Origin of the sequence: Mucilaginibacter gossypiicola, from assembly GCF_900110105.1 — a bacterium.
In the GTDB taxonomy this organism is placed as follows: domain Bacteria; phylum Bacteroidota; class Bacteroidia; order Sphingobacteriales; family Sphingobacteriaceae; genus Mucilaginibacter; species Mucilaginibacter gossypiicola.
Window position 1 is genome coordinate 1248697 of record NZ_FOCL01000001.1, and the last position, 21875, is coordinate 1270571.

Sequence of the window (21875 nt, forward strand, 5' to 3'; positions counted from 1 at the left end):
CAGTGGCTACGGCAGGGCAAAAACTATCCTGCTGGCAAATGTTTACCCGGTTATGATTATTTAATTATTTGTTGGGGATGATTTTAATTTGAGGCCAGCTTTTGCTTGAAACGGTCGTCGGTAAGGGATTTTAAAAACTCAACGATATCATCAATTTCAGTATTGGTGAGGTTAAGCGGTTTATCAAGCGCCAGATCGCGGTTGATGCCGTCTTTAACCACAAGCGATGGATTGTTGTAATATTCAACCACGCTTTTCAATGTCTTGAACTTACCGTTATGCATATAAGGCGCTGTAACCGCCACATTGCGCAACCCTGGAATTTTAAATTCACCATCCTCAGTTTTATTTTTGGTAATGGCCGAACGACCCGGATCATTCAAATCTTTTGCGTTATACAAGCCAATACTTTTAAACCTGTCGGCAGTAAAATCCTCGCCCGAATGGCAATTGTTACATGCGGCTTTGCCTATAAACAATAGCCTCCCGCGTGCCGCAGATTCAGATATAGCATGGTCATCGCCATTAACATACCTGTCATAAGGGCTGTTTGATGTTTCAAGTGTGCGCTCAAATGAAGCGATGGCTTTCAACAAATTATCTTTGGAGGGTGCTGATTTAAATATTTTTTGAAAAGCATCGGCGTAATATTTATTGTTGTTTAATTTTTTTACGGCATCCTCAATCGGAAGCCCCATTTCTGTAGCCGATGTGATAGGCCCTAAAGCCTGCTCTTCGAGCGACGCGGCACGACCATCCCAAAACAGGTGCGGCCTGCCGGAAAGATTGGTCAATCCCGGCGAATTACGGGCTGTAAGATTGCCTTTTATACCCCTGCTGAAAACGGCGCTATCGGCAAAAGCAAATTCCGGCTTATGGCAAGATGAACAACTAATGGTATTATCGCCCGATAGTATCGGGTCGAAAAATAGTTTTTCGCCAAGCTGTTCTTTGGTTTGAACATCATCCTTAGAGCCTACAAAACTCATAGCGCTAATCAAGACAGTGCCCGCTGCCAAAACCAGAAGTATTTTTCTTTTTTTCATATCTGTACACATTTAAACCACCACTTAAAATTTAGGCCTTTGCCGGGGCATTCAATACCCCGGCTCCGAACCTATTCCAACTTTACATGAGTTTTTAAATGCTTTTATTAGTCAAAGAGATAGCCCTTCACCCTGTATAGGGTGATTAAGCATAATAAATTCTAAAGTGGTATCCTATTTTGCTAAGAAGCTGCTTAAAAACAATTAAATAAAACTGCTATATCTCTCCCACGTCATTGCGAGGCACGAAGCAATCCCCGACTATACAGGGCGGATTTGCATAGTCCCTCTGCCTCTTGGGGATTGCTTCGTGCCTCGCAATGACGACTTTTATACATGTTTTTAAACAGCTTCTAAAGACTACTGCGCATTAGCTGTAAGATTAACATTCAGGTCAAAATCATCGTAGATCACCTTATCGCCCAGGTTTTCAAAAAAGTTTTTTGAACGGAATTTGATATCGTACTTAGTACGGTCGACGGTAATTTTAGCACTGGCGGTTAGTTTTTTGCCGTTAACTGCAACCGTAGCCGGGAAGCTTACATCATTAGTGATCCCTTTTATGGTTAGTTTACCTTTAACATCATACTGGTTACCGCCGGTTTTGGTAGCTGAGCTGATCACCAGGTTAGCTTTGGGGAATTTTTCGGTATTAAAGAAAGTTTCGCTTTTTAATGTGCTCACTAACTTTTCATTTTGTGCCTGATCGGTCAGGTCTGCATCGGTAATGGTATTTAAATCGATGTCAAAGCTGCCGCCTTTAAGTGCGTTATTTTCAACCGAAAAGTTGCCGTTACTGATCTTGACTTCACCATTGTGATCACCAGTAGCTTTTTTAGCGGCCCAGGTAAGCTTGCTGCCTTCATTATCAACCTTAAAAGATGCAATCTTAAATTTCTTTTTGGCATCAGCTGTTTTAACAATATCTGATTTGCCTTTAGTAAGCTTAACGGTTTTTATGGTTGATGAGGTAAATGCTGTTAATGATATAAATGCTGTAAACAATACAGCGCCTGAAAATTTTGTCATGGTGGGTTATCTTATTTAAGTTGCGTTAATAAACCCGGCAAAGCTTTTACCCTTTACCGGGTCAGGTGTTTAGTTTAGTTTATTGTTTTATTTTCCTTTTAAAGTTTCGTTATTGCTTTCAACAGCGTTAGCTTCGGTTGCAGGTGCCGGTTCGGCTATCAACTCATCAAGTAGTTTGTTAAACTTCTTTTCGTAGTCCTGGTAGTATTTTCCGGTAACTGTGCCAGTGTAACCAGTGTAGATCTCCCTTACGTCACCTTTTCTATCGATGATAATGGTGGTTGGGAACGCAATGAATTTGTTAAGCGCGGGTAGCTTTTGTGATACAAGCTTTTTATCGGCCAAACCGCCAAATAAAATATCATACTTGATATCGTACTTCTCCTTAAGCTTGCCCAGGGTGTATTGCGCGTACTTCAGGCTATCTTTTTGTTCAAAGCCTATAGCTATCGCCTCAACGCCACGGTTATGATTTTTGTTGAACCAAGGCGAAAGAAATACAGTTTGATCGGTACAGTTAGGGCACCAGGTACCCACAATTTCAATAATGGTAACCTTGCCTTTGTACTTGGCATCACTTAAGGAAACAGGTTGGCCATTCAGGTCAGGAAAAGTAAAATCAAGCTTTTTATAACCTTCTTTTAAAAATGTAAGCTTGTACGGATCAGGCAGTTCTGCCTTATCATCCTTTACAGCATCGAACTTGGTATTGTCATAAATCCCCTGGCCAATTTCGCCGCTTAACGTACCATCCGGATTGATCTTGCCTTTGTAAATTTTAGGGCTTGGGCCCGTAAAGCCACTCAACTCAAATTCGTCGCCTTGAACGGTGCCTTCCAGTTCGCGGCTGTCGCCGGTTACCTGCATAATAACACCTGTAAGTTTATTACCGGTTTGCTTCAGGATGGCTATTTTGTTAGGCACCTGCTCTTTTGAGTAAACTTTCAGTTCCCATTTACCGGTTAAATTAGCGGCAGGTGCAATATCCTTACCAGGTTCAACAAAGCGGTAGCTTTTACCGTATTCAGCGGTGAATGGCAGCGAGTTACCTCTAAATCCCGGTACCAGGCTACGGTATTCACCGCTCAGGGTTCCGTCATCTTCCACTTTGGCAACCAGGGCTGCATCATAGGTATTCATTTTAATAAATACCGAATCTTTGCCTACCTGCTTTACATGGAAATTATCGCGGCGCGTACCATTGATCAGTGTAAAAGTGGCATGTTCCGCATCTTTACCTTTCAATTCAAAATTAAAGGGGACTTTGGTTTCGGCCACGGTGAATACCCCACGCCACACACCTTCTTTGATGAATTTTACCGGCGGATTTTTATCTGCAGCATGTACAGTACCGGCCAGCAGCAAGCCTGCAGTCAGGCATTTGAACGATGTAATTAAATTGAGTGTTTTCATTTGATAAATTATAAGATAGTTAATAGTTTTATTTACCTTGATGAGCAGGCTGATCAACAACAGCCGCCGTTTCAGGGGCAGGCTCGGCTATAAGCTCATCCAATAGTTTGTTGAATTTCTTTTCGTAATCTTCATGGTATTTACCGGTTACGGTGCCGGTATAGCCTGTATAGATTTCCCTTACGTCACCTTTTCTGTCTATGATGATGGTTGTAGGGAAGGCGATGAATTTATTCAAAGCAGGTAGTTTTTGCGATACCAGTTTTTTATCGGCTAAGCCACCAAAAGCAATATCATAGTTGATAGCATATTTGTCGCGAAGCTTACCTAAAGTATATTTAGCATACTCCAGGCTGTCTTTTTGTTCAAAGCCCAGGGCAATGGCTTCTACCCCACGATTATGATTTTTGTTAAACCAGGGCGACAGGAACACGGTTTGATCCGTACAGTTTGGGCACCAGGTACCAATAATCTCTACGATCACTACTTTACCCTTATACTTGTTATCACTCAGCGATACTTGCTTACCATCAATACCGGGGAATGAAAAATCAAGCTTTTTGTAGCCTTCTTTCAGGAAAGTAAGCTTATAAGGGTCAGGCAGTTCAACATCGGCTTTTTTCGTTGCATCAAACTTGAGGTTTTTGTAGATGCCGAAGCCCTGTTCGCCGCTCAGAGAACCATCGGCATTGATCTTTCCTTTGATAATGAAAGGGCTCGGACCGGTAAAACCGCTCAATGCAAACTCATCACCCTGCACGGTGCCTTCCAATTCGCGGGTATCGCCCACCACAGTCATTACCACACCGGTAAGCTTGTTACCTTTTTGTTTTAACAAGGCGATAGATGCGGGGACAGCTTCTTTACTATATGTTTTGATCTCCCATTTACCACTCAAATCGGCAGTTGGAGCTACATCTTTGCCTGGCTCAACAAAGCGGTAAGTTTTACCATACTCTGCTTTAAATGGCAATGAATTCCCCCTGAAACCGGGCACCAGGCTGCGGTATTCACCTGTTAAAGAACCATCATCCTCTACTTTGGCTACCAACGCCGCATCATAGGTATTCATTTTGATGTATACAGAGTCCCGGCCAATGGATTTAACATGAAAATCATCGCGGCGGGAGCCGTTGATGAGGGTAAATGTAGCATGCTCGGCATCCTTACCTTTCAATTCGAAATTGAACGGCACTTTTGATTCGCTTACGGTAAATTCGCCACGCCATTTACCTTCTTTTATAAACCTGGGCTTAGGGCCATCATGAGCAGAGGCAACAGCAACGCCACCAAGTAAAAAACTAACTGAAAGCAGTTTAGCTTTGGATAAGTAGTTTGTAATTTTCATTTGTATAAGTTTTAATTGTTGTTAATTGATACATAGCGTGCTAAAAATTTGGCACAAGAAATCCTGCCCGACCCGGTTAAGGCCAATAATAAAAGACAATAAAATTTCAGGGAACCGGCTTTTTAAAACCAGAAGGCGTACTGAACCAAACAACAACATCGTTTAATGGCTGCCGGTTGCGCGTAAAAATGCGGATACTTTAATGTGTTCATGGTTTTTAGTTAATTTATATTCCGCCGGCATATTGCTATCGGAAAAAGTTTAGCACTTATTTCAAACAATGAAAAGTTGCTATAAGATCATCGAGACTTCCTCTCCCTTATTCTTTATAAATCAACTAATTAATGGTGGGGTTAATTAGAATGCTGTAAAGATAGTAACAAATATGATAAATACAATAAAATCTATAGATTTAATAGAATATTTTTTTAATTATTTGTGTTTTATTAATTTCTTATCTTGTAAACAACCAACATCCTGGTCTGTACAGCACACGCCTGTTTTACCACCATAGCAAAGCAACGCACTTAGTACAGCCAGGATGTTGATCTTAATGCCGGATCAATTTCCGGGATGAACTGCGCTAATTAGCAATGCTGGTAACAACAGAAAAGGATGCCACCATTCTGTACGCGGGCTTTAGTGATAAAATTTAATTTTGGTTTCATGGTATTGTTTATGTAAAACAAGTTGAAAGCAGGCGGGCTTGTCAGCCGGCTTTCCCCTACTTAACAGTTCAATTTGGTGGCTAATGAACTGTTAAACTATTTTATTTTTGTAATCGATAAATTCTCGTCTAAAGTCATAAGTTCTAAGTGTAAAAAGAGAAAATATGACTTCTGATTTGCGACTTTCGGTTTCATACTATTTTACCGGAATGCTGAATTCAACATCCTTGGGCGGTAAACACTGCTTGTCATTGCATACCATATAATTCAGGGTACCGTTAACTGACGTCTGCCCGTTTTTAAGTTTTACTTTTTGTTGAAATATAACCGATTGCTCAAAGTACTGCACATTCATACCGAATGCTTTTTCATATTTATTTACGGCCTTGGGTTCTGATGTATTGCCGTTGAGCGAATAGTCATCACTTTTATTAAACCTGAACGAAGTTTTCACCGGACCGCCGTCTGCAACATGCTGCGAATAAATATGCCAGCCTTTATCAATAGAAGCTTTTATAAAAACAACAGCTTGTTCTTTATCAATTTTTTTTGCCCCATATGACCATTTTACCGGTGCCAGGATCTGTGAGTAAGTTACAGTAGCTATTATAGAAGTGAAAGCAGTAAGTATTAGTTTTTTCATTTGATATGCTGATGATATGGTTTGTTTAATCGCGTAATAAGTAATTAACGACAACAACACATACCGGCATAATAAACAGGTGCCTGGGTTTTGCAGGTTATCATAGGTAAAAGGTTTTTCATCTCTTTTCTTTTTGTTTTTGAGTTCAGATAAACTTACCAGGAAAAGAGCTGTGGAGATATTTGTAAAACCTGTAGCATCTTATCTTTCTCCCTTTACAGGAGCAGGAATTAGCACCTTTTACATATAGTATTGTACAGGTTGCCAAGACTTCATGGGGCCTTTCCCTCCGTCTTTTCTGGATAAGTATTAAAGAACTGATAATGCAAACATACAATAAAATCTATAATTCCTATAGATTTTATATAATTTATTTTTTATCATTGCAGAGCAGGTGTTAACAATTGAAAAGCACCACCAAATCAATCTTTAAGCACTTATTTCATTTACTCTTAAAATGCCCGATCAAAAACCAAAACAAACAGCCCTTGGCGATGTAGCCGCCAGGCAGTTGGCAGTAGCCACCCGTACCGTTCCGCAGTTGTCAACCATCACCCCCCGCTGGTTAACACATTTATTAAACTGGATCCCTGTTGAATCAGGCGTTTATCGTTTAAACAAAGTTGTTGATGCTAACAATGTAGAAGTAGATTGCTCCAACCGCGATGAGCGCGAGCTGCCTTCTACCTATGTTGATTATGAAGAAAACCCAAGGGAGTATAACCTGAGCGCTGTAAACACAGTATTAGATGTACACACAAGGGTATCTGATTTATACAGCAAACCCTATAACCAAATCAGCGAGCAATTACGCCTTACTATCGAAATTGTTAAAGAGCGCCAGGAAAGCGAGCTCATCAACAATCCCGAATACGGTTTATTGAGTAGCGTAGCTCCATCACAAAAAATAAAAACGAGAGTTGGCCCTCCTACTCCCGACGATCTGGATGAATTGATCACTAAAGTTTGGAAAGAGCCTGGATTTTTCCTGCTGCACCCTTTGGCTATAGCCGCTTTCGGTCGTGAATGTACCCGCCGTGGTGTGCCGCCGCCAACTGTTTCTTTATTTGGTTCACAATTTATTACCTGGAGAGGCATCCCGCTCATCCCATCAGATAAATTGCCAATAGTGAATAACAAATCAAAAATCATCCTTTTACGCACAGGCGAAAGCCGTCAGGGTGTGGTTGGTTTATTTCAACCGGGGTTGCCGGGCGAGCAGTCGCTAGGTTTGTCGGTACGGTTTATGGGCATTAATAATAAAGCTATTGCCTCTTACCTGGTATCGCTTTATTGCTCATTAGCTGTTTTGGTTGATGATGCCATAGCTGTTTTAGAGGATGTTGATTTAGGCAATTATTATGAGTACAAATATTAATCCGGATTACCTGCCCAACCTGCAGGAATTGGAACAACTGGCTAACCAATTTTTTAAAGCCGGACCCGGTGGTTTGTTGAGCCAATTACAGGTTCAACAAACCATTGAAACACTTCAGCCAACCGGCAACATTACTGACGCAGGTTCATTTAATGCACCAGAAGGTGCCAGAGCACCTTCCGCTTCAGTTCCGTCAAGCACCATTGGTGGCGGAGGTATATCGCCATCCGCTGTGAACCAGAACAATGCTATTGATCTTAAGGATCCGCAAACCAGTTTTGCAGATCCTAATTTGAACGCCCATCCTAATACTTCAGCCCCGGTTCAACATAGCCCCGTTAATGCATTTGGGGGCCAGGTTCCGTCAAAGCCTGCTATAGGCTATGATTCATACCTGGTAAAAACCAACCTGATACCTGATGTGGCCTTAAAGCAAAACTTCGAGGTTGAGCAGCTTTCACCTGCGCCCGAGCACCTGCTTCACCTGCCTTATCAACAGGATCAGGGCTTTGAAGCGGACTTGAAGAAGATATTAAGTAACATTAATACATCGGGGCCTTCAAATGCTTCACCATTTACCGGCGCGCCGGTAGCAACCGAAACCCCTTTCTATTTTTTATCAGACAACCATAGGTTGCCGGCAGTAAAATCAGATCAGGAAAAGGTTAAACAGGTTGGCATCAGCGGGATTATCAGTCCGCCATTTGATGTAAACCTTGTAAGGCGGGACTTCCCGATATTACAGGAACGGGTGAACGGGAAACAGCTTGTATGGCTCGATAACGCGGCTACAACCCAAAAACCTAAACAGGTAATTGACCGCATCACCTATTTTTACGAGCACGAAAATTCAAACATTCACCGCGCCGCACACGAACTGGCCGCAAGGGCTACGGACGCGTATGAAGGGGCACGCAAAAAAGTGCAGAACTTTCTGAATGCCGGATCCATTAACGAGATCATTTTTGTGCGCGGTGCCACCGAAGCCATCAACCTTGTAGCCAAAACCTGGGGCGATCAAAATCTGGTTGCAGATGATGAGATTGTTGTGAGTCAGCTTGAACACCACGCCAATATTGTTCCGTGGCAGCAGCTTGCAGTCAAAAAGGGCTTAAAAATAAAAGTTATCCCGGTTGATGACGACGGACAGATCATACTTGATGAATATGTGAAACTGCTTGGCCCTAAAACCAAACTGGTTTCATTTACACAGGTATCAAACGCTTTAGGCACGGTTACACCAGCTACGCAAATTGTTCATCTGGCACATCTGACAGGGGCTAAAGTATTGGTTGACGGCGCACAATCGGTATCGCATATGCCGGTTGATGTACAGGCTTTAAATGCCGATTGGTTTGTATTTTCCGGGCACAAAGTATTCGGGCCTACGGGTATAGGCGTTCTTTATGGTAAAGAAGAACTGTTAAACCAAACCCAACCATGGCAAGGCGGCGGCAACATGATCAAGGATGTTACATTTGAATATACCCAATACCATGATGCCCCCGGCAGGTTTGAAGCCGGAACAGGTAATATTGCTGATGCAGTTGGCCTTGGTGCTGCCATTGATTATGTAACCCGCCTGGGTATGCCGGTTATTGCACAATATGAGCATTACCTGCTTGAATATGCCACTCATCTGATTAAAGAAGTAAAAGGCATCCGGCTGATTGGAACCGCACGCGAGAAGGCCAGTGTGTTATCATTTGTACTGGATGGCTACAAAACCGAAGAAGTTGGTCACGCTTTAAATCAGCAGGGTATCGCGGTACGTTCCGGGCATCATTGTGCACAGCCTATCCTCAGAAGGTTTGGTGTTGAAGCCACGGTAAGGCCTTCGCTGGCCTTTTATAATACCTGTGCCGAAATTGACCTGCTGGTAAATACGCTTCATAGCCTTAAACGATAAACCACCCAAACCACCACATGAAAGACGATAAGCTTGACAGTTTTATACAATTGCTTTATGAAACCCATAAGGCCGAATGGGAAGCTACACCAAAGATCAGGCAATGCGTTGGCTGGCTGTCAGATCTGTTTGAGTTTTTGTTTCCAAATAATCATGCCAATAAGCTATCCATATACGGCGGTCATCTGAAAAAGAACCAGATAGATTTGGAAAATATCCTATTGAGCTATCTCGACCCTAATGACCTGGACATCGAAAACGCGGTAGCTGCTTTTTATGATTCGCTGAACGAGATCTATGGCAATCTCAGGAAGGATGCGTCTATGATCTATGAGAAAGATCCTGCAGCCACCAGCGTGCATGAAGTTATTGTTTCATACCCTGGTTTTTATGCCATTGCTGTTTACCGCATAGCTCATCAGCTTACCCGTTTAGGTATACCCATTTTGCCACGGATACTTTCAGAGCATGCGCATGGCAAAACCGGTGTAGATATACATCCCAAAGCCGAAATCGATGTACCCTTTTGCATTGATCATGGCACCGGGATTGTAATTGGTGCCACAAGTATTATAGGAAAGTACGTCACTATCTATCAGGGTGTAACATTAGGTGCTGCACAGGTAAGTAAGGAGCTTTCAGAAACTAAACGGCACCCTACGGTAGAAGATAACGTGGTTATTTATGCCCGTAGTACAATTTTAGGTGGCCGAACGGTAATAGGCCATCATAGCGTAATTGGTGGTAGTGTATTTTTAACAAAAAGTGTTCAGCCGTTTTCGCATGTTTTCAATACTCATCAATTAAGAATTGAGGTAAAGGAAAACCTTCAATAATTTTTTTAATATGGTTTCTAAACTTAGTTCATCAGAGATAATACACTTTTTACTTATCCTGCTCATCATCCTGGTGCCGGCAAGATTATTGGGTGAGTTATGCCGAAGGTATAAACTGCCGGCCATCATAGGCGAGATATTTGCCGGTATCATTGTAGGGCCTACAGTTGTCGGAGCGTTGGCGCCGGGCCTTTTTAACAACGTATTCCTATCAACACCCCATGCGTTCCAGGCATTTGATGGTATTGCCAACATAGGTATTATTTTACTGATGTTCATTGCGGGTTTTGAAGTAGATCTGAAACAGATCAGGCAAAACGGCAAGCAAGCCATCAGTATCAGCCTTACCGGTATCTTATTCCCTTTCGCCATTGGCTTTGGATCAGTATGGTTTCTGTACCAAAGTCACTTTGCTAACGGGTTTAATAACCAGTTGGTTACTTCTTTATTTTTTGGTACCGCACTTTCAATAACAGCCTTGTCGGTAATAACCAAAATATTGCTCGATCTGGATATCCTTAACACCCGTATAGGCAATATCGTATTGACATCGGCCATGGTAGATGATTTTCTGGGCTGGATCCTGTTTTCTGTAATTATCCAACTGATGAACGTAGGTAAAGGCGATGCCTCCTTTTGGGCTGTAAGTGTAGTTGTACTTTATGCAGTTTTCATGTTAACGGGCGGGCGCTGGCTTATTCACAAACTATTGGCTTTAGCCGGCAAGGGTGAAAAACCCGGACGGGTACTTACTATGGCCGTTTGCTTATGCCTTATTAGTGCCTGTGTTACCGAAGCACTTGGCGTGCGCGGAATATTCGGCGCTTTCCTGGTGGGCATTGGCATTAATGATTCTCCATATTTTAGTGAAAAACATAAGCACGTGTTACACCAGTTTACCATCAATGTATTGGCGCCCCTGTTTTTTGCCTCGGTAGGTTTAAGACTAAACTTCATTGCCAATTTCAACCTCGAAGTTGTAGTGATTATCCTGATCATAGCCTGTTTGGCCAAGTTGGTTGGTGCCGGGATTGGTAGCGCGATGAGTGGCATGAGTAAAAATGAATCAATAGCCGTTGCCTTTGGTATGAATGCAAGAGGATCGCAGGAAATAGTTTTAGGATTGCTGGCTTTACAGGCCAAAATCATTAGCGGACCAGTGTTTGAAGGCCTGGTGGTAATGACCGTGGCTACCATGATCATATCAGGCCCAATCATGAAACATTATTTTTTAAAGGAGCAGAAAATACAATTAGATGAGGAAGCTGTAGCGCAACATATGCACGCCAAAACTGTTCAAGATTTGCTGTGAATTCAAATAAAAGGATGAAAACATGAAATACCTTTACCAAGGTTAGAGGCGGTTAAGTTAAGCCCTGCTAAGTAAATATTAAAAAGCAGTTCCCGCTCATACGCTGTGTATGAGCGGGAGCCAAATTGCAAAATCCTTCTGAAAGTAAAAGGGCAAAAAAGATTTCAGCCGGTTTATGTATATTATCAATTTTGGGTGCCCTGCCCATTTCCGCTATCACCTTGTTTCAGATCGTCATTGTTTACACCGCGTCTCTTTTTAGGCATCTGAGGGCCAAAACTCATCTTGCCAAAATTGTAGGCAAAGCTTACTCCAAAAGATCTGAATGGCACAGAAAACCTGCTGGTTTGAGTAAGCGGACCGCTGTTAATATTTGAAGTGAAATTTTTGTAATCATTAAATGGCTGGGTAATATTCAATCCAATAGTACCCCGCTTTTTCCATACATCCTGCTTTAAGCCAACAACCCATAAATTAAACGAGGGGTTGGTTCCCTGAAAGGTTCTTCTTGCCGAATTCTGTATCAGGAATGTTTCGGCAGAAAGTGTTTTGTTTAATTTTACGGTTCCGCTGATAAAGGCGTTGTATTGTACATAGGTTGACTGGCTTCCCTGCTGCAAGCTACTTATAACTTGTGGCTTATACGTAAACGCATTTACGTTTCCTCTTATGGTCAGGATCCTAAACAGTTCTGTTGATCCGAAGAAAGTAACACCCACCGAATTATTGTTACCAACGTTAAGATAGTTGGTGAGCGAAACATCCCTGGTAACCGGGTTGCCGTTATTATCGATGGTGGTGTACGGTACTGTGCTTACATAGCTTTCAATTATATCATCCGTTTTGCGATAATAAACGGAGGCGTTGATCACACTGCTTTTGATGAAGGTAGAATAGGTCATTTCGACTGTTTGGGTAATTTCCGGCGATAATTCCGGATTACCCTGGCTCTGATTAAGGGGATTACTGGTATTCAGGAATGGGTTCAGGTACTGCAAACTTGGCCGTTGAATACGTTTACTGTAGCTAAGCTTCAGTGTTTGCGTTGGCGTTAAGGCTTTCGAGATCACAAAACTTGGGATAAAGTTGGTATAGCTATTATGAAAAGGCGACAGGCCAACGCTGGTGTTACCCGAGTTTCCGTCAATTTTTGTATTCTCCAGCCTGGCGCCTCCCTGAACGGTAAAACCATTTTTTAGGTTTACAGTAAGCAAACCATAGCCCGAATACACGTCCTGGTCATAGCTATAAGTATTGGATGTTGCTGCATTAAATACATATGCTCCGGAAGCATCGGGATTAAAGAAATCATATTCGCTGGAGATTCTTCTCAAAATACTTTTCGCGCCTGTTTCAAGCTTAAATACTTTGCTTATTGGCAGTACATAATCAAGCTGATAGGTGTATTCGTTATTGGTACCGTTATTTACCGCACGCTGGTTTTGAGTAAAAGCAGAGTATTCAGACAGGTAGTTTACATCAGATGTACCATGTGTCCACTGAAAGGCAAAGCTCAGCTCTTCGCCCTCCTTTTTAAACTTATGCGTAAAGTCATTGTTCCAGTCAAAATTGGATACTTTAAATTCATTGCTGGTTAAAGCAGTGTAATCGATATTTCCTTCGGATGCAGAATTATTACTGTTAACCGAACTTCCGTTATTCTTAAATGCGCCCCCTCTCAAACTAAAGGTAGAGTTAAAAGTATTTTGATCATCAAAATCATACCCAACCGAAGCTGAGCCATTGGTAAAATGGCGATTGGAAGTACTTTGCCCGTTTGAGGACGACGAAGTACCAAGCTCGGTATTCTGGCTACTGAATGATTGATAAGTAGTTTGCGGCCATCCAACATTATATCCCAGGTTTGCAGTAACGCTCAGTTTGTTTTTGTTAAAATTGATGTTTCCGCTTTCGTTGTTCTGCCGTGTGCCCACACCCGCATTTATGGAACCGCTTACTCCGGCCACTTCCTTCTTTTTTGTAATGATATTGATGATACCCGCAGAGCCTTCAGCGTCATATTTAGCCGATGGAGCGGTTATTACCTCAATATTTTTAATCTGATCGGATGGCATAGATTTCAACACATCCGCAGCATTGGTCACCAAAGCGCCTGAAGGCTTGCCGTTGATCAGGATCCGTACATTTTGGTTTCCGCGCAACGAAACATTGCCATCCATATCAACCGAAACCATTGGTACTTTCCGCAAAATATCGGATGCGTTACCACCTGCACTGGTTACATCTTTCTCCGCGTTAAAAACCACTTTGTCAATTTTATTTTCAATCAAAGCGCGTTGCCCGGTAACCTGCACATCGGCAAGCATTTTAGCGCCCGGCGATACAATTAACTGCCCTAAGTTACGGTCGGGTTTACCCGGTGTTACCACAACCCCTTCAATATTTTTGGTAGTATAACCTATAAAAGCAATCTGAAGGCGATAAGTACCGGGTGCTATTCCCGTAATTTTGAAATTACCTTTTGCGTCGGTCAAATTACCGTTTATTGGGGCAGCTACGCCGGCTTTAAACAAGCTTACAGTCGAATAATCCAGGGGCTTTTTGGTCAGCGAATCGATCACGGTGCCAGAAATAAGCCCATTACCCTGAACCATGCCAGAGGGTGGCCCAGCCGGCTGCTGGGCCTCAACTACGCCTGATGCTGTCAATAAAAACGCCATCAGTAACAGCGACCATATAACGGTAGTACTTTTAAAATTTGATTTGTAGTTTTTAGGTTTCATATCGGGAGCTTTGGAACAAAGCAACATAAATCCACTTAGCCCAAATTACCTAATAGACAGTTTGGCGTTAATAATAGACCAAACGGCTTCAAAAATCTATGGCTTCAAAATCAGGTATTCTTCGGAGCAAACAATGAATAACACTGCGGGTTACCCGGCGCTATTTCATGCCATAGATTAAAACTGCCATTCTATCTATTAAATCCTGCAAGCCATCTATTACCTTAAAAAATGAAATAAAATATTTTGTCATTTGCATTATCCCGGTGAGATGGGATTTAGTTGATTACTGTATTTGATACGGTAAGGTGCGTTTTGCCTGAGAAACAAAACGCACTATTTTTCTGCTACTTTTACAGTAAAATCCAATTATGGCGCTTTCTGACTTAAAGAAGATCTTTTTCTCGGTTCACTTATATATAGTGATCAGTTTGCTTGCGCTAATGCTGTTCCCACTATCATGGCCGGTAAAACTGCCAGGCGAATTTTGGGTAAAGCAGGTATTGATCCACCTGGTTTGGGCTGCGCTGTTTTACGCCAACCTGCTGTTTTTTACACCGAAATTATTATATCGTAATAAAGCTATCTTGTTTGTTCTCCTTTTAATAGCCTCTCTTTTTGCTGTTGTTTATTTAAACCTTTGGCTTGATGAGGTAACCGGAAGCAAGGCGGCATTAGGCAGACTGTTTAAAAGCTGGGGTAAAAAATCGGCTGATGACGGACATAGTTATAATTACTGGACCATCATTTCGGCCCTCGTGGTGCTGGGCGTTAGTACCATTATCGCTGTATCCAAAAAGATCAAGGCAGATCAGGATGCTTTAAAGGCAACTGAGCAGGAAAAGATAAGTTCAGAGCTTTCCTTTTTAAAGGCGCAGATCAACCCGCATTTCTTTTTCAATATTTTACATACCATTTATGCCCTGTCGGATAGTAACCCTTCTGCTTCAAAAGATGCCGTTTATACGCTGTCGCACATGATGCGCTACGTAATTTACGAAACGAAGAACGATTTGACCGATCTTGACAAGGAGATTAAATTTGCCGAGGATTACATTAAACTCATGAAGTTAAGGTTGAGCGATGATGTACAGGTAATTTTTGAAAAGCAAGCCAATTTAAGAAACTGCGAAGTTGCCCCCATGCTTTTTTTGCCTTTTATCGAAAATGCTTTTAAACATGGTATCAGCGCCGTTCACCCAAGTTATATTTATATAGATATTAGCCAGGCGGCCGGTAAACTAAGGCTGGAAATCAAAAATTCGTTATTTGAAGAGCAGGCGGCTTACCTTGAAGACAGCAACGGCATAGGTATTGCCAATACAAAAAGGCGCCTCGATCTCCTATACCCCGGGCAGTATACGCTAAACGTGAACCGCAATTTAACAACTAAAGAGTTTACTGTGGTTTTAACCTTCCAATTAAATGAAAATTAACTGCATAGCTGTTGATGACGAACCTGTAGCGTTAAGGTTAGTAACATCTTACATTCAACAAACACCTTTCTTAACTTTAACCGGCACTTTTACCAATGCTATTGAGGCGCTGAAAGCAGTTCATGACCGGCCCGAAATTCAGCTTATCTTTTTAGATATCCGGATGGCTGATCTTAGTGGTGTAGAATTGGCGAGGGTAATTGAGCAAACCGGGAAAAAGAAAAGCCTCCGAATAATTTTCACTACTGCATACGATCAGTATGCCCTGGAGGGTTTTAAGGTAGACGCGCTGGATTATTTGCTGAAACCCTTCAGCTTCGTTGATTTCTCCAAAGCAGCCACCAAAGCCTATGACTACTTTGTTATGCTTCAGAGTAGCAACAACGCTTTAAATCCTGTAACGCCTACCGAAAAGGCAGAGAAAAGTTACATTTATCTTAAGGTTGATTATCAGTTGGTAAAAGTCAATATAACAGATATTTTGTACATAGAAGGCTTGAAGGATTATGTAAAGATTTTCCTTGCCAACCAGGATAAGCCCCTGCTTACGCTTACCAGCTTGAAAAATCTGGAAGAAAAATTGCCATCAGCAGCGTTTATCAGGATTCATCGGTCATTTATAGTATCAAAGGATGCTGTTAAATCAATTACCAAAAACTCCGTACAGATAGATAACACTACTATCCATGTTACGGAACAATATAAAGATGTGTTTACCGCCTTTTTGAAGGATTGGCATTGATTGTTTGCTTTGAGATTATTGTTATTTTCCAATAGTTTATCTATCCATATTTTCAACCATCTTTTTACTTCGTATTTTGCCTGTTCTTAGTTAAAACAGTAACCGATGCCTGCCTTGCATTGATCAGGGTAGTATGAACGGCCTACAACTTAATAACGTATAATCGTTAATTTTGAAGAATATAACTACCTCATAACTCAATATGGAACGGTCAATATTCATTATCGGTAACGGAGCAATTGGGAAAGCATTAGCAGTATTCCTGAAATTACAAGGCCAAAGCGTGGTGTTGTTACGCGGCAGCGTGGATGACGGCAGCAGCACCAACGAAAAAATGGAAGTAGTGCTTGCAGATCAAAGCGTTCTGGAAGCCGATATCGAAGTAGCCACCATGAGCCGGTACGCTGCGCTGGATGGCATTGTAGTGTTAACCAATAAATCATTTGGTAACGAAGCCCTTGCATCAACCTTAAAACCTAAAATTGGCAATTCGCCCCTGGTGATCCTGCAAAACGGACTTGGGGTTGAAAGGGTTTTCAGCGATCAGGACTTTCCGGCTGTTTACCGCTGTGTATTATTTGTTACCAGCCAGGTGAATACGGATGGCAGGGTAAGTTTTAAGCCGGTTGCGGAATGCCCTATAGGCGGTATCAGCGGAGCTGTCGGGTCTTTGCAAGAAATCGTTGATCGTTTGACAACTACGCATTTCAGTTTCCGTGCCGACGAAAACATACAAACGGTCATTTGGAAGAAAGCCATTAACAACAGTGTTTTTAATTCGGTTTGCCCGCTCCTGAACATCGACAACGGTGTATTTCACCGGAACAAGCAGGCGCTGCTTCTTGCCCGCGAAGTGATTGGTGAATGCGTGCAGATCGCTGCCGAAGCAGGTGTTTTGCTGCAAGTGGATGAGGTGATAGCGAACCTCCTGGCGATCAGTAAAGCATCGGACGGACAGCTGATCTCTACGCTGCAGGATATTAACCGTAAACGACAGACGGAAATTGACACACTGAATTTTGCTATCGTGAGCGTGGCAGAACAATTTGGCAAAGCCCATTTGGTTGAGCGGACGAAACTGCTGGGCGAAATGGTTAAGCTAAAATCTGACCTTAACCGTTAGTAGCGCCGCCTGTTGTTCGTTTTCAAACTGCCAGAGGGCGATACAGCGACTGTGGAGAAGATCTGCCGGTATAAAAACCTCTGAATAACCACAATTAAGCACCGCTCAAAACATACTGAACAGCAATGTGTTATATTATGAATTTCTATTCAAATGGAACACACCAATCAACCTTCAATTGTAGAATTTCTGGGAAGCTGCCAGCTGTTACCGAATATCAGTATTATCAGGCTTAAGATAAATATGGTAATATCAACGGTAATATTCAGAAGCTATGATGAGATCAGCGGGGTATTGTATTTTAATTTTGTGACCGGCACGGATCAAATCAGCGTTGGCGTAAATGAAATTAAATCGATTGAAACCATAAGGGGCGATTGGCACCGGAATAATTAGCGGGAAAACTGCTTTTGTGCTCAGCAATAGGTAAAGCCCCTACTCTAACACAAACCCGTTTGAAAGCAATATTTTGTATTGTTGAATTCCGATTGTAAAAGTTATATTTGAGTTACCTAACTGTTTTATTACAAATCTATTTTAACAATTTACATCATGTCGGTAGAAACCATAGGATTGATCTGGACCATATTTTGTTTTTTTGTAGCGATTGCCTTATTGGTTGTTTTTATTTATGTTACGTGGTTACTAATTAAAGCGCTAAAGAAATATTTGAGAGAACCGGAGAGACAAAATACAACGAATTAAACGATATAGAAAAAACGAAACTATCAGCTATTCATATGTATGTCGATAATTTCGTTTCTAAAATCGTTTTTTCAACCGTCGCCTCTGTCAGACAAATCTTTAAGTGATGCCTGACCATTTTCGTCTTTAAAACCGGAGCCACTTTAATTAATAGCTTAAAAGACGAAATCTCGGTACTATTGACAACCAGGAACCTCGATAAAATAATCGCGTCCTTCGCCATCGCCCCTTCCTGGTCACTGGCCTTCAGGTAATTTACAATTTCATCATAAGGTTGTGAACGCGGTTCTAAAATAATGCCATTATTTGCAATAAGAGAGGTAATGAGCTTCAACCTCAATATCTGGCCGTTCATGGCCGTGCCCAATTGTAAAACAAGTAATTTACAATCTGTATTGACTACCCTGGAAGCAATACTACCGAGAGAAGAAACAGCGGAAGATTTAATGAAGTAGACGTCTGCCAGGGTCTTTAAAAACAACTCTTTTGCAGTGCTCTCTCTCGACTCATCACTTTTGCCTTCCTTTTTTGAAAAATTCCCCATAACATTTCGTCTTTTTGATTACAGCCTGAGTTGCAAGTAGCTTCATGTATTGGGAATTCTTTCGGACGGGCTGCTAAAATGAACAAACAAACATTCCTAAAATGTTTAAGAATACTAAAATAAATTTAACATTCTTTTTAATCAAAAGCAACTATTCAACAATATAATTATTTGTAAATAAAGCATTTGCGATCTCATAACATTAATAACAATTATTTTAAAAGGATAAATGACATTTGCTTTTGCTAAGAACGGCCCTTCTGTGTATGACCGACCCGATTTGAGCCCCGGGAGGGCAAAAATATTGAAGTGTCAAAAACAGCAACGACTGTTCTCTCTTAAAGTTTGTTTTTTTTAAAAAAGCTGCAACCTATTACCGGATAACGGCGTCTTATAACTATTAAAGCCTGACCATATGCTCAAAAACTACTTAAAGATCACGTGGCGTAACCTTTTGCGCCAAAAAACATTTTCTTTGATCAATATCCTGGGACTAACTATTGGCATGGCAAGTGCCGCCCTGATCTTATTATGGATCCATAATGAGCTCAGCTTTGATCAGTTCCATGAAAAGCGTGACCGTCTTTATTCTGTTTATAACCGTTCGAAATTTGACGGGAAATTATGGAGCTGGGAAACCACGCCCAAAATAATGGGCCGGGTAATGAAAGAAGAATTGCCTCAACTGGAAAAAGTAGCCAGGGTTACAGATGCCAGTTTCTTATTTACAATAGGCGATAAGCACCTGACAGCCTCGGGAGATTTTACAGATCCGGATTTCCTTTCCATGTTTAGTTTTCCGTTGATCAGCGGCGATAAGAAAACCGCTTTGAACGATGTAAATAACATCGTGATCACCGAAAAATTTTCCAAAAAGCTTTTTGGCCAGGAAAACGCCATTGGCAAAACAGTTAAAATAGACAGCAATTCCTATTTTAAAGTTACCGGCGTTATGAAAGACCTGCCCAATAATACCCGCTTTGATTTTGAATACCTGCTGCCATGGTCATATCTGAAAAAGATAGGCCAGGATGATGAATATTGGGGCAATAACTCCATTCAAACGTTTGTACTTTTAAAACCCGGCGTAACGGAAGCTCATGCTGACGACGCGGTACTTAATTTTACCAAAAACCACTCCGATACCAAAGATATTCAGCAGTTTTTGCATCCGGCCAGCAAATGGCATTTGTATTCGCATTTTGAAGATGGGAAAATAGTAGGCGGAAAAATTGAACGGGTAAGGGTATTCTCCTTAATCGCCGTGCTGATACTCGTTATCGCCTGTATCAATTTTATGAATTTAAGTACGGCCAGAAGCGAGAAACGTGCCAGGGAGGTAGGTATCCGTAAAACTGTGGGCGCGCTTAGGGGCTCATTGATCTGGCAATTTTTAGGAGAGTCCATATTAATAGCCACTATAGCAGGTATTTTTGCCATTATAATTGTGCAAATCAGTATGTCGGGTTTCAACCAGCTTACCCAAAAGCAATTATATGTACCCTATAGCAATCCGTACTTCTGGCTTATAGCATTGGGCTTTATCATAGTCACCGGCATTATTTCAGGAAGCTACCCGGCACTATACCTATCATCCTTTAAGCCTGTAGCGGTATTGAAAGGCACTTTTAAAGCCGCAAATGCTTTGGTTACGCCACGTAAGTTATTGGTGGTTATTCAATTTACATTTGCAGTGGTGCTAATCATTTGCACCATCATTATCCGCCAGCAGTTACAATATGCCCAGGACAGGGACACGGGTTACAAAAAAGATAACCTGGTTTACTCTTTCATATCCGGCGAAATCGCAAAACATTATACATCCATCAGGAACGAATTACTGTCCAGCGGTGCGGCAACCTCTGTATCCAAAACAAATTCGCCTATAACCCAACGATACAGCGATAGCTGGGGTTTTAACTGGAAAGGCTCATTACCTAAAAACAAGGTTGATTTTATCATTTACAGCTCTGACGGGAGCCTGGTTAAAACCATGGGACTTAAGCTGGTTGCCGGCAGGGATATCGACCCGGTAACTTATCCTACAGATTCGACAGCGATGCTTGTTAATGAGGCTTCGGTTAAGATCATGAACCTGAAAGACCCCGTTGGTCAGTCCATTACCCAGGGAGAAGGAAAAGACATGAAGACCTGGCATATTGTTGGCGTAGTAAAGGATTTTATTATCAGCTCGCCCTATGAGCCGGTACAGCACATGCTGATTGAAGGGCCCAGTTCATGGTTTAATATTATCCATTACAAACTAAATAATGCCAATTCAACAAAAGAAAACCTGCGTCGTGCTGAAGCCATATTCAAGAAATATAATCCCGATTATCCGTTTGAGTATAGTTTTGTAGACCAGGAGTATGCCAAGAAATTTGGCGATGAACAAAGGATCGGGACACTGGCCAGCCTTTTTGCCGGTTTAACAATTGTGATATCCTGCCTTGGATTATTTGGGCTGGCTGCTTATATGGCTCAAAACCGCATTAAAGAAATTGGTATCAGAAAAGTACTTGGCGCGTCGGTAACCAACGTAACCACGCTTCTTTCCAGGGATTTTTTGAAACTGGTTCTGATTTCATTTTGCATTGCTGCTCCAATTGCCTGGTATTTAATGTATCAATGGTTAAAAGGATACAGCTACAGGATCAGCATCAATATATGGGTGTTTGTTATGGCAGCCGGGCTTACCCTGTTAATATCCGTTTTAACAGTAAGCTACCAGGCAATCAAAGCTGCATTAACAAACCCGGTGCAAAGTTTAAAAGGCGAGTAATATCTGTATACGTCGGCATCATCTAACGCAAGTTCAAGTGTCTTTCCCTTGAACTATAACCAAAGTAAGCGTCAACGGCATGACCGTTAACCTTAGGAAGAAAAAGCGCGGGATTGTGCGATTCCCCTCTTGAGAGTAATAGCCCATCATTAGACAAAGGTCAAACTTCGTTGAATCAATAATGCGAAGTTTGATTTATTTGTCCTGTTATTGTATT

16 protein-coding genes and 2 riboswitches are annotated in these 21875 nt (G+C 41.7%); of the genes, 9 read left to right on the top strand and 7 right to left on the bottom strand.

Annotated elements, in window-relative coordinates; genetic code table 11:
- Window positions 1-83 precede the first annotated feature (83 nt).
- The 5 genes from BMX50_RS04970 to BMX50_RS04990 all read right to left on the bottom strand — a co-directional run bounded on the left by BMX50_RS04970 (window position 84) and on the right by BMX50_RS04990 (window position 6147).
- Window positions 84-1046: a cytochrome-c peroxidase gene (locus BMX50_RS04970; protein ID WP_091208417.1), complete on the bottom strand. Its 963-nt coding sequence runs from the start codon at window positions 1044-1046 to the stop codon at window positions 84-86.
- A gap of 360 nt (window positions 1047-1406) precedes the next feature.
- On the bottom strand, window positions 1407-2075 hold the full coding sequence (locus BMX50_RS04975; protein WP_091208420.1) for a YceI family protein: 669 nt from the start codon (window positions 2073-2075) through the stop codon (window positions 1407-1409).
- A gap of 87 nt (window positions 2076-2162) precedes the next feature.
- Window positions 2163-3488: a peroxiredoxin family protein gene (locus tag BMX50_RS04980; RefSeq protein ID WP_091208657.1), complete on the bottom strand. Its 1326-nt coding sequence runs from the start codon at window positions 3486-3488 to the stop codon at window positions 2163-2165.
- 28 nt (window positions 3489-3516) lie between these two features.
- A complete protein-coding gene (locus BMX50_RS04985) occupies window positions 3517-4836 on the bottom strand; it encodes a peroxiredoxin family protein (protein WP_091208423.1) in 1320 nt (439 codons plus the stop codon).
- 223 nt (window positions 4837-5059) lie between these two features.
- A riboswitch (SAM riboswitch) is annotated at window positions 5060-5171 on the bottom strand.
- A 529-nt stretch (window positions 5172-5700) separates the two neighbouring features.
- Window positions 5701-6147 carry a protein-disulfide reductase DsbD domain-containing protein gene (locus tag BMX50_RS04990; protein WP_091208426.1) on the bottom strand — a complete coding sequence of 149 codons (447 nt, stop codon included), beginning with the start codon at window positions 6145-6147 and terminating at the stop codon, window positions 5701-5703.
- Between the two features lie 198 nt (window positions 6148-6345).
- Window positions 6346-6456, bottom strand: a riboswitch (SAM riboswitch).
- A gap of 148 nt (window positions 6457-6604) precedes the next feature.
- On the opposite strand from BMX50_RS04990, the gene BMX50_RS04995 reads away from it, so the two are divergent.
- Genes BMX50_RS04995 through BMX50_RS05010 form a run of 4 tightly spaced genes read left to right on the top strand, consistent with a single transcriptional unit; the run spans window position 6605 to window position 11582 of the window.
- Window positions 6605-7525, top strand: coding sequence for a family 2A encapsulin nanocompartment shell protein (locus BMX50_RS04995; protein ID WP_091208428.1), 921 nt, complete (start codon window positions 6605-6607; stop codon window positions 7523-7525).
- Window positions 7509-9434, top strand: coding sequence for a family 2A encapsulin nanocompartment cargo protein cysteine desulfurase (locus tag BMX50_RS05000; protein WP_091208431.1), 1926 nt, complete (start codon window positions 7509-7511; stop codon window positions 9432-9434). The genes BMX50_RS04995 and BMX50_RS05000 overlap by 17 nt, the downstream gene beginning before the upstream one ends.
- Window positions 9435-9451: 17 nt before the next feature.
- Window positions 9452-10270, top strand: a complete 819-nt coding sequence (locus tag BMX50_RS05005; protein ID WP_091208433.1) for a serine O-acetyltransferase — start codon at window positions 9452-9454, stop codon at window positions 10268-10270.
- A 10-nt stretch (window positions 10271-10280) separates the two neighbouring features.
- On the top strand, window positions 10281-11582 hold the full coding sequence (locus BMX50_RS05010; protein WP_091208436.1) for a cation:proton antiporter: 1302 nt from the start codon (window positions 10281-10283) through the stop codon (window positions 11580-11582).
- Between the two features lie 185 nt (window positions 11583-11767).
- Here BMX50_RS05010 and BMX50_RS05015 read toward each other — a convergent pair whose 3' ends face one another.
- Window positions 11768-14326 carry a TonB-dependent receptor gene (locus BMX50_RS05015; protein ID WP_167667813.1) on the bottom strand — a complete coding sequence of 853 codons (2559 nt, stop codon included), beginning with the start codon at window positions 14324-14326 and terminating at the stop codon, window positions 11768-11770.
- A 371-nt stretch (window positions 14327-14697) separates the two neighbouring features.
- On the opposite strand from BMX50_RS05015, the gene BMX50_RS05020 reads away from it, so the two are divergent.
- From BMX50_RS05020 to BMX50_RS05035, 4 genes are all read left to right on the top strand, one after another.
- Complete coding sequence (locus BMX50_RS05020) at window positions 14698-15762, top strand: sensor histidine kinase (protein WP_091208441.1); 1065 nt, start codon at window positions 14698-14700, stop codon at window positions 15760-15762.
- On the top strand, window positions 15752-16504 hold the full coding sequence (locus BMX50_RS05025; protein ID WP_091208444.1) for a LytR/AlgR family response regulator transcription factor: 753 nt from the start codon (window positions 15752-15754) through the stop codon (window positions 16502-16504). The genes BMX50_RS05020 and BMX50_RS05025 overlap by 11 nt, the downstream gene beginning before the upstream one ends.
- 202 nt (window positions 16505-16706) lie before the next feature.
- A complete protein-coding gene (locus BMX50_RS05030) occupies window positions 16707-17627 on the top strand; it encodes a ketopantoate reductase family protein (protein ID WP_091208447.1) in 921 nt (306 codons plus the stop codon).
- Between the two features lie 153 nt (window positions 17628-17780).
- The gene (locus BMX50_RS05035) at window positions 17781-18023 is read left to right on the top strand and encodes a hypothetical protein (protein ID WP_091208449.1); all 243 of its coding nucleotides are present in this window, start codon (window positions 17781-17783) and stop codon (window positions 18021-18023) included.
- Window positions 18024-18363: 340 nt separating this feature from the next.
- On the opposite strand, the gene BMX50_RS05040 is transcribed toward BMX50_RS05035, so the two are convergent.
- On the bottom strand, window positions 18364-18876 hold the full coding sequence (locus tag BMX50_RS05040; protein ID WP_091208452.1) for a DUF892 family protein: 513 nt from the start codon (window positions 18874-18876) through the stop codon (window positions 18364-18366).
- Between the two features lie 415 nt (window positions 18877-19291).
- Here BMX50_RS05040 and BMX50_RS05045 point away from each other — a divergent pair, with 415 nt between their 5' ends.
- A complete protein-coding gene (locus BMX50_RS05045) occupies window positions 19292-21658 on the top strand; it encodes an ABC transporter permease (RefSeq protein ID WP_091208455.1) in 2367 nt (788 codons plus the stop codon).
- Window positions 21659-21875 lie beyond the last annotated feature (217 nt).